Raw genomic sequence first — 13,835 nt, forward strand, 5'->3', positions numbered from 1 at the left:
CATGTCGCTGCGATCCACTGCCAAGCGCTGGACCTACCTGGTGCACCGTTGGCTCGGCATCGGCGGATGCCTGCTGATGCTGTTGTGGTTCGTCAGCGGCATGGTGATGTTGTTCATTGGCTACCCGAAGCTGACGCCCGGTGAACGTCTGGCGGCATTGCCGGTGCTGGGTGAGGCCCGCGACCTGCAGGGGCTGTCGATACTGCCTGCGGCTGTGCAGGCCGAGCCGGAGGCTGTGGCGTTGACCACGCTGCGTGGCGAGCCTGTGTATGTGGTGCGCACGGGAAGCAACGTGGGGGCGTGGTCAGCCGTCACCGGCCAGGCCCTGCTGCCGGTGTCGGCACAGCGCGCCGAAGCGTCAGCGGCACAGTTTGCTGGCGGCCCGGCCTTTGTCGGTGCAATGCGCGTGGAAGAGGACCGTTGGACGCATTCGCGCGCGCTGGACGCGCACCGGCCGCTGTACCGGGTGGAGGTGGGGGGCGCACAGCCCGGTGACCTGTATGTGTCCTCGCGCACCGGTGAAGTGGTGCTGGACGCACCGCATGTGCAGCAGCGCTGGAACTATGTGGGGGCCTGGCTGCACTGGCTGTATTTCCTGCGCATGCAGTCGGTGGATCCGGTCTGGACGTGGGTGGTGATCGTGCTGTCCGCGCTGTGCATGGTGGCGGCGGTCAGCGGCATCGTGGTGGGTGTGTGGCGCTGGCGTTTTCGCGGGCGCTACCGCTCCGGTGCGAAGACGCCGTACGTCGAACCGTGGATGCGCTGGCACCATCTGATCGGACTGATGGCTGCGGCCTTCGTGTTCACCTGGATCTTCAGCGGGCTGATGTCGATGAATCCATTGGGGGTCTTCAGCAGCACGCCCGAGGCGATCGATGTTGAACGCTATCGTGGCAGCGCGGTAACGGTGGATGGCGCGTTGGGTGAGCCGGTGAAGCTTCTGGCGGTGGCCGATGCTGAGCGCTTCCAACCGGTCGAGATCCAGTGGCGCCGCATCGGAGGCGAGCTGTTCGCAGTGCTGCTGGACGGGCGGGGCGAGACCCGCATCGTGTCCAGCGGCAATGGGCATTTGCAGGTGGCGCGGTTGCTGCCGGCCCCGTGGCTGCAGCAGAAGGTGCGTGCGCTGTCCGATGCGCCGATGCAGGAGTTCGTGGTGCAGCAGGCAGCGGATGCCTACTTCTATCCGCGTGCACCGGAAGCCATGAACGGCGCGGCGGTGCGGCGCTTCCCGGTTGCGGTGGCGGATTTCGGTGATGCCGAGGCGACGCGCGTCTATCTCGATCTGGCTACCGGCGATCCGTTGCTGACGATGGGGCATCGGGAACGAGTGGGACGCTGGCTGTTCTACTTCCTGCACAGCTGGGATCTGCCCGCGATGCTGCGCCAAGAGGGTGCCCGGCTGGCGGTGTTGCTGCTGCTGAGCGCTGCTGGCACCGCGTTGTGTGCCACGGCGACGGTGATCGGCTATCGGCGATTGCGGATGAAGCTGCGGCGCAGGCGGCGCTGATGCCTTGGGTTACACCCGCAGCCAGCGCGTGGACATCGCCACCAGCAACAAGGCCATGGCCACGCCGATGAAGGCGGCGATCAGGCCGAAGTGATTGGCAGCGAAACCGATCAGCGCCGGTCCGGCAAGGATGCCGGCGAAGCCCAGCGTGGAAACGGCGGTGATTGCCAGTGCGCCGGGCATGCGGGTCTGGTGGCCGGCCAGCGAGAACAGCGCCGGTGCGATGTTGGCGCAGCCAAGGCCGACCAGCACATAGCCGAGCAGTGACGCCTGCCACGGCGTGACCAGGGTCAGCACGAGCACGCCCGCGGCGGCCAGCAGCGCGCCGAACACGATCGCGCGCTCACGGCCAACGCGCTCCACCAGTGCGTCGCCGAACAGGCGCGCGACGGTCATGGTCAGGGTGAAGGTCACATAGCCGATACCGGCGAGGCTGGCATCGACGCGACGCACATCGCTGAGGAAGACCGCGCTCCAGTCCAGCATCGCGCCTTCACCGAGGAAGGCAACGAAGGCCAGCACGCCGATGAACAGCACGATGCCGTGCGGCAGGGCCAGCATTGGTGTGTCGTGTGGCATGCGTTCGCTGTGCCAGTGCGCTGCCGACAACAGCATCACCAGCAGCATGGCGCCAACGCCGATCAGCACCGATGCCAGTGGCGGCAGCTGTGCGGACAACAGCACGGTCATGGTGGCCGCGCCGAGGAAGCCGCCGATGCTGAAGAAGGCATGGAAGCCGGACATCATCACGCGCCGTGCTTCGCGCTCGACGATGACGGCCTGCACGTTCATCGTGCAGTCCATCGCGCCCACGGCGGCGCCGAACACGAACAGCACCAGCCCCAGCGTCCAGGCCGAACCGGCCAGCGCCAGGCCGGGCACGGTCAGGCAGATCAGCAGGCTGCTGGCCACCATCACCCGGCGGCAACCGAGGCGCGCGGCCAGCACGCCGGACAACGGCATCGCCAGCAGCGAACCGGCACCGAGGCAGAGCAGCACCAGCCCCAGCGTGGCGTCATTGATCTCGGTGCGTGCTTTGGCGAATGGCACCAGGGTGGCCCACAACGCAGTGGCGAAGCCGGGAATGAAGAACGCAGCGCGGGTCGCGTGCTGTTCGGCACGCGCGCGGTTGGCAAGGGACATGGGCGGTACGGTCAGGGCGGAGTGGGGTGTACCGCGATGCCGGCTGCGCGGAAGCGCGCGGCCAGCGCCGGCGGAGCCGAGGTGGTCAGCACCAGATCGTCGATTTCATCGAGGCTGGCGATCTGCCAGTTGCCGCGGGCACCGAGCTTTTCAGTGGTGGCGGCGACGATGACGCGGCTGCTGCAGGCCACCATCGCGCGTTTCAGCGTGGCTTCTTCCGAATCCATTGCCCAGACGCCGGTGTCGCCGTCCACCGCGCAGGGGCCGGGCAGGTATACGTCGGCGCGCAGGCGCTGCACCTGCGCCAACGCTTCAGCGCCGACCGCGCCGCCACCGCTGGCCAGGCGGCCGCCGATCAGCTGCACCGAGGTGCCTTCAAGCATGCTGGCGGCGGTGGCGATCTGCGGAGCATTGGTGATCACCGTCAGGCCGAGAGCGGTCGGCAGCTGCTGGGCGATCGCCAGGTTGGTCGACCCGGCGTCGAGCAGTACGACCTGGCCGGGCTGCAGCAGCGCGCAGACGCGGGCGGCCAGCTCGGCCTTGTCGCCGCGGTCGCGGGTCAGTCGCTCGCGTAGCGGGCGTTCCTTGGGGGGCGGCAGCACGGCGCCGCCGTAGACACGCTGGCACAGGCCTTGGGCGGCCAGCTCGCGCAGATCACGGCGGATCGAGTCTTCGGAGACGGCATAGCGGCGCGCCAGTTCGGCGGCGACCACGCGGCCCTGCTGGCGTAGTTCCTCGAGGATCTGCAGGGTGCGCTGGGCGGGGAGGGGGCTGGGATCGGAGCTCATGCCGCAAGTCTGCACGTTCGTGCATTAACGTGCAACAACGTGCATTCGGCATTGGGGGGACACAGGGCGGCTGGACTGCTGGTGAATTCGCCCGCGTCCACGTCTATGGATCGCCCTCGCGGCCCGGCATGATGGCGGGGCACCTGGCATGGAATCCCTGATGTCCTCCACCGTTCACCGCAAGCTGCGCATCGGCGCGGACCAGTACACCGGCCAGAAAGTGGTCGACCAGCAGTTCTACGAATGCGATTTCTCCGGCGCTGACCTCACCGCCACCGAGTTCATCAACTGCAGCTTCTACGACGCTGAAAACCGCGCCGGTTGCCGCTTCAACGGCGCCACATTGAAGGAAGCCAGCTTCCGTAGTTGCGACATCAGCATGTGCCACTTCAGTTTCATCAAGGCGCTGGGCCTGGAGATCAGTGAGTGCCGTGCGCAGGGCGCGGACTTCAGCAACGCCAGCTTCATGAATCAGATCACCACACGCAGCTGGTTCTGCAGCGCGTTCATCAAGAAGTCGAACCTGCGCTATGCCAATTTCTCGCGAGTGACGCTGGAAAAGTGCGAACTGTGGGAGAACCGCTGGGACGGCGCGAACGTGAGCGGTGCCAGCTTCGCGGGCTCAGACCTGTCCGGTGGCCAGTTCGAGGGGATCGACTGGAACAGTGCCAACTTCACCGACTGCAACCTGACCAACTCGGAGCTGGGCGAGCTGGACCTGCGCAGCACCAACCTGCGTGGCGCCACACTGGATGTGCAGCAGGTGGCGCTGTTGATGCAGCGCATCGGCATTACCGTGGTGCCGTAGGCATCATCCGGCGTACGCCACCCAGCCCTTGAAGCTGAAGCCGGCATAGAACAGCTCCACACCGTCGAAGCCGGCCTCCTGCAGCAGTGCGACCTCCTGCTCGGGTGCCAGCAGCGGCAACCGTTCGGCAATGGCGTTGATCGCGCGCTGCGCATCGGCGTGGGCAACCCCCGAGGCTTCGGCGAACGCCGCGTAGCGCTGCAACCAGCGCAGCTTGCCGGCCGGGTCCTGCGGCACGCTGTGGTGCGCCACCACCAGCGGCGCACCGGGTTGCAGGCGCCGGCGCAGTTCGCGCAGCGTGTGCAGGCGCTGCCCGGCATCGAGGAAGTGCAGGGTCAGCAGGCAGCTGGCACCGTCGAAGCGCGCATCGGGTGCATCGTCGATATAGCCTTCCAGCAGCTGCACGCGCGACATCAGCGGACCCAGTGTCTGCTCGGCCAGGGCCAGCATCGGCGCGGCCGGGTCGACCCCCAGCAGCTGCCAGCCCGGCTGCGCCTCGGCGAAGGACTTCAGTTCCAACCCGCCACCGGCACCCAGCACCAGCACGCGGCCCTGCGCAGGGACACGTTCGGCCAGCAGCAGCCGGCTCATCTGCTGCAGGGCGAGGAAGCCGGGCACCTGGCGCAGCGGCGCTTCGGCATAGCGGGCCACCGCCTGCGGATCGGAGAACGTGGACATGCGCGGATTCCTGCAGCGGGGGACATACCACTGTAGCGCGGCGCGCAAGCGCCTTTGCGGCTGGATACTGCCGCCTGCGCGGGCCGGTTCACAACCAGCTCAGCGCAGTTCCCGCGCCAGTACCTGCCAGATCCTCGGGTCCTGGCACTGCGAAACGTTGAAACGTACATAGTCGGCCGCGCGCTGCGACTGACTGAACGCGTTGCCCGGTGCCAGCACGATGCCCTCGCGCAGGCATTGCCGGGCCAGTGCGGCGGCATCGCGGCCATCGGGCAGCTGGCACCACAGGAAGAGCCCGGCTTCCGGCTGCAGCCACGGCGTGATGCCCAGCGCCTGCAGCTTCCGCAGCGTGTGCCGGCGCGCATCGGCCAGGCGCGAACGCACCGACTGCATGTGGCGGCGGTAGCCGCTGTCGGTCAGCGCGATGTGCATCAACTGCATCGCCAGGTGACCGCCACCGAAGCTGGTGGCCAGCTTCAGGTCGGTCAGCGCCTCGATCCAGTCGTGGCGGGCAGCGATGTAGCCGCAGCGCGATGCAGCCGACAGTGTTTTGGAGAAGCTGCCGACGTGGATCACCCGCGACAGTCCATCGAGCGCGGCCAGTCGCGGTGCAGGCTGCAGTTCAAAGTCGGCGAAGATGTCATCCTCAACGATGATCAGTTCGCTGCGTTCGGCCAGGCCCAGCAGGCGGTGTGCGGTGCTCGCGGAAAGCACCGCGCCGGTCGGGTTGTGCAGGCCGGAATTGGTGATGTACAGCCGCGGTGAATGCGCCTGCAGTGCCTGCGCGAACGCTTCCAGGTCCGGGCCGCTGTGCGTGTAGGGCACACCGATGGCCTGCACCTGGTGTGCCTTCAGCAACGCGTGGTAGTTGAAGTAGCTGGGGTCATCGACCAGCACGCAGTCGCCGGGCTTGAGCAGGAAACGGCAGATCAGCTCGACCGCATGCGTGCCCGATTCGGTCAGCAGGATCTGTTCCATCGGCGCATCGATGCCCACTGCGGCCGAACGCCGTTGCAGCAACTGGCGCAGCGCAGGCAGGCCGAGCGGCCCGGCGTAGTCGACCAGTTGTGATGCATCGGCGCGCGCCAGCCGGCGCAGGCCACGACGCATGCCGTCGTGGTACAGCCAATTGCTGGGCATCCAGCCGCAGCCCGGCTTGAGATGGCCGGCCGGTGTTTCCAGCGATTGCCGCGACACCCACAGCGGATCCACCGCGCGGTCCAGCCGCGGCTCCATTTCAGCCAGCGCCAGCGGTGCGGCCGGCCCACTGACGTAGAAGCCGGATCCTGCGCGCGCACTGATCAGGCCTTCGGCCGCCAGGCGCTCGTAGGCCTCGACCACGGTCGAGACCGACACCCCCATCGCCGCCGCCTGCGCACGTACCGAGGGCAGGCGGGAGCCGGGGCCATCCACTCGCGCACCGATGCGGGTGCGGACGGACTGGATGACCGATTCGATGCGGGTGGGCGAACGTGGCATGGCGGAACCGTAGTGGAAGTGTGGGCAGTACAGTTACTTGCGACTGTACTGGATTGTAGCTGGGGTCGTTCCGCGCTGGATGCTTCCATACAGGTCCAGCCGGGCATCGTCCGGCACCTTCAGGAGTACAGGCGTGGAACGGTCGGCGAGTGGTTGGATCAATGGCTTCATCGGCGTGGTGATTTTCGCGGGCTCGTTGCCGGCAACCCGTCTGGCAGTGCTGCAGCTGGACGCCGGGTTCGTCACCGCTGCACGTGCCACCATTGCCGCCGTGCTCGGCGTCAGCCTGTTGCTGCTGCTGCGCCAGCCGCGTCCGCAGCGCACCGATCTGGCGGGCCTGGCCGTGGTCAGTCTCGGCGTGGTGGTCGGTTTTCCACTGCTGACCGCACTGGCCCTTCGCCACGCTTCATCGGCACACACCATCGTGTTCCTCGGCCTGCTGCCACTGAGCACTGCTGTGTTCGGTGTACTGCGCGGTGGCGATCGGCCGCGTCCCGCATTCTGGTTGTTCTCGCTGCTGGGCAGTGCCTGCGTGGTCGGCTATGCGGTACGCCACGGCATCGAGGCCTCGCTTCAGGCTGACCTGCTGATGCTGGCGGCGATCGTGGTGTGTGGGCTCGGCTATGCCGAAGGTGGTCGACTTGCCCGCCACCTTGGCGGTTGGCAGGTGATCAGCTGGGCGCTGCTGTTGGCGCTGCCAGTGATGTTGCCGTTGGCGGTGCTGATGCGCCCGGCCTCGTTCACCGCGGTCGGTGCGTCGGCGTGGTGGGCGCTGGGCTACGTGGCGGTGTTCAGCATGCTGATCGGCTTCCTGTTCTGGTACCGCGGGCTGGCCCAGGGCGGCATCGCCGCTGTTGGCCAGCTGCAGTTGCTGCAGCCGTTCTTCGGCCTGGCCCTGGCTGCGCTGCTGCTGCACGAGTCGGTCAGCCTCAGCATGGTGCTGGTGACCGTGGTCGCGGTGATCTGCGTGGCAGGCGCGCGCCGCTTCAGCCGCTGAGCGAAAAAGGGGACGGAGGGGATTAAGTCGTAATCGGCCCTACTGTGCCTGAAACGACTTAATCCCCTCCGTCCCCTTTTCGACGATAGCGTGCGCGTATCGTGGAGGGCGGTGAACGGTATTGGCTGCGGCCTGCGTGCTTGGTTGAAGCTGGGCGCATGAAGCCGATCTCGCGTATTTCCTTCGAAGGCCAGGTGGGCCTGGTGACCGGTGCCGCCGGTGGACTGGGCCTGGCCTACAGCCGCCTGCTGGCCGAGCGTGGCGCGCATGTGGTGATGCATGACGTCGGTGCCGGCACCGATGGTCGCGGTGTGGAACCGCAGCGCATCCAACGCAGTGTCGAAGCACTGCTGGCGCGGGGGCTATCGGTGCAGGCCGTCAGTGATCCCATCGACCATCGCGCCGGTTGCCGCGCGCTGGTGCAGAATCTGCTGCAGCAGCACGGCCGCATCGATTTCCTGATCCACAACGCCGGCTGGGTCGAGTACCAGACGCTGGAAGCGATCGAGGACAACGCGCTGGAGCAGATGCTGTCCCTGGCCGCGAAGACGCCGCTGTGGCTGGCGCAGGCGGCGTGGCCGGCAATGCGCGCGGCGGGCGGTGGGCGCATCGTCATCACCACCTCCGATCGCGCGCTGTATCCGCAGTACGCACAGCGCGGGCTGTCCGCTTACGCGATGGGCAAGTTGGCGGCGTTGGGCCTGGTCAATGTGCTGGCGCTGGAAGGCGCCGAGCATGGCATCGTGGTCAACGCGGTTTCGCCGGTGGCAAAGACGCGCATGTGGGGCATCGACGGCGAGCCCGACGAACTGCATCCGGACGCGGTCGCGCAGGGCGTGGCCTATCTGGCGTCCACGCGCTGCCAGGACGGCGGATGGGTGCTGCGCGCAAGCAATGGCCAGTTCCACGCACTGCGCCTGCAGGAGGCCGAGCATGTGGCGTATCCGCGGGATCTGCGCGCGGTCAGTGCCGACAGCATCGAGTCGGTGGCGCTGCAATGGCCAGCCATTGCCCGCGCCAGCGTGGACGCGCGCAGCTGAGGGCGTACCCTAGGCGGGTTCCCACTGCCTGCATCGAGATGATCGACCTGCGCCTGCTGCGCCAGTTCGTGGCCGTAGCCGAAGAGCTTCATTTCCACCGCGCCGCAGCCCGCCTGCACATGTCGCAGCCGCCGCTGACCGCGGCAATACGACGCTTGGAAGACGAACTCGGAAGCGAGCTGATCGTGCGCGGCAACCGTACCCTGGGCCTGACCGTGGCCGGGCAGACGCTGCTGGTGGAGGCGCGGGCAACGCTGCAGCAGGCCGAGCAGGCATTGCAGCGCACGCGCGAAGCCGCCGCCGGGCAGTCTGGCAGCCTGCGCGTGGGTTATGTGGGCAGTGCGCTGTATGGCCGGTTGCCGGGCCTGATCCGCCGCTTCCGCCAGCAGTACCCGCAGGTGCAGCTGCATCTGCAGGAAGCGACCTCGCGTCAGCAGCAGCTGTGGCTGCGTGAGCAGCGCATCGATGTCGGCGTGTTGATCCCACCGATTCCCGCCGCCGAGCTGGTGCTGTACGGCTTCGACCACGACCGCCTGGCGATTGCGCTGCCGCGTGCACATGCGCTGGCCAACGCGCCGGAGGTCAGTGTGGCGATGCTCGCCGATGAGCCGTTCGTTTCATGGCCGGCGGGCGAGGGCATCGGCTTTCATGCGCAGGTGCTGGGCCTGTGCACCGCAGCAGGATTCACCCCGCGCGTGGTGCAGGAAGCGCAGGGCATGCACGCGGTGCTGTCGCTGGTGGCGGTGGACGCCGGCGTGGCGATCGTGCCGGCCAGCATGGCCAGTTTCCGTTCGCAGGAAATCGTCTATCGCCTGTTGGCCGATGACGCAGCGCGCTTCGCGCTGCAGTTCTGCGCGCGCCCGGAAGCTCCGTCGCCAGTGCTGCGCAATTTCCTGGACGCCGCGACCGCGAGCTGATCCGGTGGATCAGCTGGGCCTGAGCACTACGGAGCAGATGCGCAACGGCGTCGTCGATGACGCCTGCGGGCGTATGCCAGGCCACCGTGGCGGGACCTGACCGCCGCATGCGCTGTGCTGTTGCACCTGCTGCTGCGGCGGCCAGCGTTGGCCGTGATCAGAACCGATAGCTGATGGTGCCGGTCACCACGCGCGGGTAGCCGGCGAAGCAGTCGCCAAAAGTGCGGCACGGCGCGTAGTAGCGCTTGCCGGTGAGGTTGGTGATGTTCAACGCCATCGTCCAGTCGGTTACCTGCACTTCCAGCAATGCATCGGCCAGCGTATAGCTGGGCGTGATGATGCGCCCGCCATTGCCCAGCGACACCGTATTGCCCACATGGCGCACGCCCAGCCCCAGGCGCAGGCGTGCGGCATCATCCAGCTGGAAGCCCTTCGAGACCCAGGCCGAGGCCAGGTCCTGCGGGGTGTCGTTGAGGCGCTGGCCCACTTCCAATGCGAAGTTGCTGCGGCTGACCTCAGCCTCGTTGCGCGCAACGGCAGCGGTGACCGTCAGGTCGTTGGCAAACTGGAACTGGCCTTCCAGCTCCACGCCCTTGGAGCGGATCTGGCCGGTCTGCACCACGTTCAGCACGTTGTCCGGATCGTTGGTCTGGCGATTGGTTTCGGTGATGCGGTACGCCGCAAGCGTCAGCAGCAGGCTACGCGCGGGTTGCCACTTGATGCCGGCCTCGGACTGCCGTCCGCGCATCGGCTTGAAGGCGTTGCCGAACAGATCCTGGCCCGACACCGGCAGGAACGATTCGCTGTAGCTCAGGTAGGGCGATACTCCGCCGCCGAGGTCGCCGATCAGGCCGGCGCGGTAGGTGGTGGCGTTGTCGGTCTGGCTGGGTTGGCCTTCGGTCTTCGAGCGTGCATGGTCGCGGCGCGCGCCCAGCACCAGCGAGACGCGGTCGGCCCAGCGGATCTGGTCCTGCACATAGACACCCAGCTGGGTGGAGGTCTGGTCTGGCTGACGATCCCAGCCACGCACGATCGGTGCGACCGATACCGGAGTGTAGATGTCGATCGGCGTGCCGGTGGCGTCCAGCCGCTGCAGCTGCTCTTTGTACTGGCTGTAGTCCACGCCGGCCAGCAGCAGATGCTGGAAGGCACCGGTGGCGAAGTCGAACTGCAGCGCATTGTCGGCGCTGAAGATCTGCACGTCGGGGCGGGTGCCGTAGGCGGTGCGGTTGACCACGCGCCGCTCGGCGTCGATGAAGGGATCAGCCGGATTGCTGTAGCTGTCCACGTACATCTGCTGCAGGGTGGTCCTGCCATCGATGTAACGCACTGCCGAGCGCAGGCTGAGCGTGTCGTTGAAGCTGTGGTCGAACAGCGCGGTCAGGCTGTACACACGCGAGTCGATGCGGTCGAAGCCGGGATCGCCTATGAAGGTGGACGGGTCGAGGCGGCGTCCGGGCGGGGCCAGCAGGGTCGCAGCCAGCGGCAGGAACTGCTGGCTGGAGCCGGTCTTGTCGCGCTGGTAGCTGGCCAGCAGGGTCAACGTACTGCTTTCGCCACGCCAGCTGATGGACGGTGCCAGGTAGACGCGATCGTCCTTCAATACATCGGTCTGCATGTTCGATTCGCGCACCAGCCCGACGAAGCGACCGGCAAGCGTACCGGCATCGTTCAATGCGCCGCCGATGTCACCCTGCAGCTGCCTGCGGTCGAAACTGCCGAACTGCACGCCGACCTCGCCGTTGAGGGCGCCGAAGGTCGGGCGCTTGCTCATCGCATTGATGATGCCGCCGGTGGCGCCGGCACCGTACAGCACCGAGGACGGGCCGCGCAGCACTTCCACCCGTTCCAGGCCATAGATCTCCGGGCGGGCGAGGGGACTGAAGCCGTAGCTGCGGCGCAGGCCATCCTGGTACTGCACCGGGTCCAGCCCGCGCACCGAGGTGGCATCGTTGCGGGTATCCAGGCCCCAGGCATCGGCGGTGACGCCAGCGCTGTAGCGCAGCACTTCCTGCAGATTGTGCGCGCCGCGATCGGTGAACAGCTGCTGGGTGACCACGCTGATCGCCTGCGGCGTCTCGGTCAGGGCGGTGTCGGTCTTGGTCGCGGTGCTGGCCCGCTCGGCCACCACCGTCACCTTGTCCAGGGTGCGCGCCGCCGGGTTGTCCTGGGCCTGGGCGAGGGCCGAGGCCAGCAGGGTGGGCAGGGCGAGCGTGTACAGCAGCGGACGCGACGGCAGGGCGGGCATCGGGAATGATCCGGGAAGGGCGCTGACGGCGGATTATCCGGATGCTCGCCCTCAAATACAAATGATTCCCAAATGCGATTGAGGCGCCCGGGCCAGACCTCAGGGCAGGCCGTCCGTTGCGCCGCGGATGCTCATCCAGGCGCCGCCACCGGGGGCGCTGCCGGCACGGACACGGAAGCCGTGCAGGCCGGCAATGGCGGCCACGATCGACAGGCCCAGGCCAAATCCCGGTCCCTGGCCGGCACTGCTGCTGCCGCGGAAAAAGCGCTGGTAGATCAGCGTGCGGTCCTGTGGCGGAATGCCCGGCCCGTTGTCGATCACATCGATCCTCGGGGCGCCGTGATCATCGACCGCACGCAGCAGGATGCGGCCGTGTGCAGGGGTGAACTGCAGGGCATTGGACAACAGGTTGGCCAGCGCTTCGAACAGCAGCTCGCGGTCGCCACGAAGTTGCCCGAGCTTCGGGTCCACCTGCAGTTCCAGCAGCTGTTGCTTCTCTTCGGCCAGCGGCAGGTAGAACTGGTGAAGTTCCTGCAGCAGATCGGCGATGTCCACCGCGTCGAAGGCCGAACGCCGCTGGTGGCTCTCCAGCTCGGATACCCGCAGCAGCGCGGCGAAGCGCGCCATCAGCATGTCGGTCTCGGCCAGCGCCTTGTCCAGTGGATCGGCATGCGGGTTCTGTTCGTCCAGGCCCACGCGCATGCGGTACAGATGCGCGCGCAGGCGGGTCAGCGGGGTGCGCAGATCGTGGGCGATGCTGTCGCAGACTCCTTTGACTTCGGTCATCAGCTGTTCGATGCGTTCCAGCATGGCATTGACGATGCTCGACAGCCGATCGATCTCGTCGCGACGGCTGGAGACCGGCAGGCGCTGGCCGAGGTCGCCGGCAACAATGCGGTTGGTGGCCGCTTCGATCTGCTGGATCCGTTTCAACGGGCGCCGGCGCAGCAGATGCCAGCCCACCAGGCCGGGAATGACGGTCAGCGACACGCCCCACAGCAGTGCATCAAGGATGATGCTGTTGACCGCCATGAGCTTGCCGTTCTGGCGCACAAATACCAGCGTGCGGCCATCGCGGGTCACCACGCCGAGCGCACTGCCGCCGTTGTCGTGGCGGCCATCAGCCAGCGTCCAACCGTCCACCGCATGCGAGTTGCCATCCAGCGGCAGTCCCGCGGGGATCGCTGTCAGCGGGCCTGCCATCGGCATGCCGGCCTTGTCGAACAACCCATAGGTATAGACCTGGTGCAGATCGAAGCGCTGGCTGTCGCGCAATGCTTCATCCAGTGCCGGCCCGTCGAAGCTCATGAACAGGTGGGCGCGCTGCTGCAGGCCCGATTCGGTCAGGTCACTGAGGTAGTCCGAGATGCGCCAGTACATCACGCCCAGCAGCAGGCTCGACCACGCTACGAACAGGATGCAGTACAGGCCCAGCAGCCTGCTGCTGGAGGAACGCCAGTGGTCAGGATTGCGCGTCGAAGACATAGCCGGTTCCACGGACGGTCATGATCGGCTGCGGCCGGCCGGGTTGTTCGATGCGTTTGCGCACGCGACCGATATGCACGTCGATCAGGTTGGTACCCGGATCGAAGTGGTAGCCCCAGACTTCCTGGAACAGCATGCTGCGGGTGACTACCTGGCCGGCGTTGCGCACCAGGAATTCGAGCAGCTTGAACTCGGTCGGCAACAGCGCGATTTCATGCCCGCCGCGTCGCGCCGAACGGGTCATCAGGTCCAGTTCCAGGTCACCGGCGCGCAGCACGTTATCGATGGCGCCAGTCGGGCCCTGGCGCCGGATCAGCACTTCCACGCGTGCAGCCATCTCATCGGAGGCGAAGGGCTTGGTCAGGTAGTCGTCGCCACCGGCGCGCAGGCCACGCACGCGTTCATCCACGTCCGACAGTGCGCTGATCATCAGCACCGGCGTGGTGATGCCTTCGCGGCGCAAGGTGGTGACCAGGGCCAGCCCGTCGATGCCGGGCAGCATGCGGTCCAGGGTGATCACCGCGTAGTCGCCTGCACGTGCCAGCGCCAGGCCGTTGCTGCCGTCGCTGGCCAGGTCCACGTCGAAGCCGTGGCTGCGCAGTTCGGTGGCGATCTCCTCGGCGGTGACAAGATCGTCCTCGATGGTGAGTACGCGCGGCATGGGCCAGTGTGCAGAGTGGGACAGGGGCATCCTCGCAATCGTGGGCAGCGACTGCAAATGAAAAATGTTTCATGCGCGATTTAG

At 67.1% G+C, this 13,835-nt stretch carries 12 protein-coding genes; 5 read left to right on the top strand and 7 right to left on the bottom strand.

Going from position 1 to position 13,835, the window contains the following annotated elements; all coding sequences use genetic code 11:
* The first annotated feature begins 1 nt into the window (after position 1).
* Complete coding sequence (locus tag ACZK2R_RS04525) at positions 2 to 1,507, top strand: PepSY domain-containing protein (protein ID WP_180838196.1); 1,506 nt, start codon at positions 2 to 4, stop codon at positions 1,505 to 1,507.
* Positions 1,508 to 1,516: 9 nt separating this feature from the next.
* Here ACZK2R_RS04525 and ACZK2R_RS04530 read toward each other — a convergent pair whose 3' ends face one another.
* Together ACZK2R_RS04530 and ACZK2R_RS04535 are read right to left on the bottom strand one after the other, a co-directional pair.
* The gene (locus ACZK2R_RS04530; RefSeq protein ID WP_125895247.1) at positions 1,517 to 2,650 is read right to left on the bottom strand and encodes an MFS transporter; all 1,134 of its coding nucleotides are present in this window, start codon (positions 2,648 to 2,650) and stop codon (positions 1,517 to 1,519) included.
* Between the two features lie 11 nt (positions 2,651 to 2,661).
* Positions 2,662 to 3,438, bottom strand: a complete 777-nt coding sequence (locus ACZK2R_RS04535; RefSeq protein WP_049400656.1) for a DeoR/GlpR family DNA-binding transcription regulator — start codon at positions 3,436 to 3,438, stop codon at positions 2,662 to 2,664.
* 160 nt (positions 3,439 to 3,598) lie between these two features.
* Here ACZK2R_RS04535 and smqnr point away from each other — a divergent pair, with 160 nt between their 5' ends.
* Positions 3,599 to 4,246 (top strand): SmQnr family pentapeptide repeat protein, encoded by a 648-nt coding sequence (gene smqnr, locus ACZK2R_RS04540; RefSeq protein WP_125895243.1) that lies wholly within the window; start codon positions 3,599 to 3,601, stop codon positions 4,244 to 4,246.
* Positions 4,247 to 4,249: 3 nt separating this feature from the next.
* Here smqnr and ACZK2R_RS04545 read toward each other — a convergent pair whose 3' ends face one another.
* Both ACZK2R_RS04545 and ACZK2R_RS04550 read right to left on the bottom strand, forming a co-directional pair.
* Positions 4,250 to 4,924, bottom strand: coding sequence for a class I SAM-dependent methyltransferase (locus ACZK2R_RS04545; RefSeq protein WP_180838197.1), 675 nt, complete (start codon positions 4,922 to 4,924; stop codon positions 4,250 to 4,252).
* Between the two features lie 99 nt (positions 4,925 to 5,023).
* Positions 5,024 to 6,403 carry an aminotransferase-like domain-containing protein gene (locus tag ACZK2R_RS04550; RefSeq protein WP_180838198.1) on the bottom strand — a complete coding sequence of 460 codons (1,380 nt, stop codon included), beginning with the start codon at positions 6,401 to 6,403 and terminating at the stop codon, positions 5,024 to 5,026.
* 133 nt (positions 6,404 to 6,536) lie between these two features.
* Here ACZK2R_RS04550 and ACZK2R_RS04555 point away from each other — a divergent pair, with 133 nt between their 5' ends.
* From ACZK2R_RS04555 to ACZK2R_RS04565, 3 genes are all read left to right on the top strand, one after another.
* Positions 6,537 to 7,400, top strand: a complete 864-nt coding sequence (locus ACZK2R_RS04555; RefSeq protein WP_180838199.1) for a DMT family transporter — start codon at positions 6,537 to 6,539, stop codon at positions 7,398 to 7,400.
* A gap of 158 nt (positions 7,401 to 7,558) precedes the next feature.
* Entirely contained in the window at positions 7,559 to 8,440 is an 882-nt protein-coding gene (locus ACZK2R_RS04560; protein WP_180838200.1) for an SDR family NAD(P)-dependent oxidoreductase, read from the top strand.
* A gap of 38 nt (positions 8,441 to 8,478) precedes the next feature.
* The gene (locus ACZK2R_RS04565; protein WP_180838201.1) at positions 8,479 to 9,357 is read left to right on the top strand and encodes a LysR family transcriptional regulator; all 879 of its coding nucleotides are present in this window, start codon (positions 8,479 to 8,481) and stop codon (positions 9,355 to 9,357) included.
* Positions 9,358 to 9,514: 157 nt separating this feature from the next.
* On the opposite strand, the gene ACZK2R_RS04570 is transcribed toward ACZK2R_RS04565, so the two are convergent.
* From ACZK2R_RS04570 to ACZK2R_RS04580, 3 genes are all read right to left on the bottom strand, one after another.
* Entirely contained in the window at positions 9,515 to 11,605 is a 2,091-nt protein-coding gene (locus ACZK2R_RS04570) for a TonB-dependent siderophore receptor (protein WP_180838202.1), read from the bottom strand.
* A 99-nt stretch (positions 11,606 to 11,704) separates the two neighbouring features.
* Positions 11,705 to 13,090: a sensor histidine kinase gene (locus tag ACZK2R_RS04575; protein ID WP_180838203.1), complete on the bottom strand. Its 1,386-nt coding sequence runs from the start codon at positions 13,088 to 13,090 to the stop codon at positions 11,705 to 11,707.
* The gene (locus tag ACZK2R_RS04580) at positions 13,068 to 13,751 is read right to left on the bottom strand and encodes a response regulator transcription factor (RefSeq protein ID WP_032969121.1); all 684 of its coding nucleotides are present in this window, start codon (positions 13,749 to 13,751) and stop codon (positions 13,068 to 13,070) included. Before ACZK2R_RS04580 ends, ACZK2R_RS04575 begins: the two co-directional genes overlap by 23 nt.
* Positions 13,752 to 13,835 lie beyond the last annotated feature (84 nt).

The organism is Stenotrophomonas sp. 96582_Sma (genome assembly GCF_056480905.1).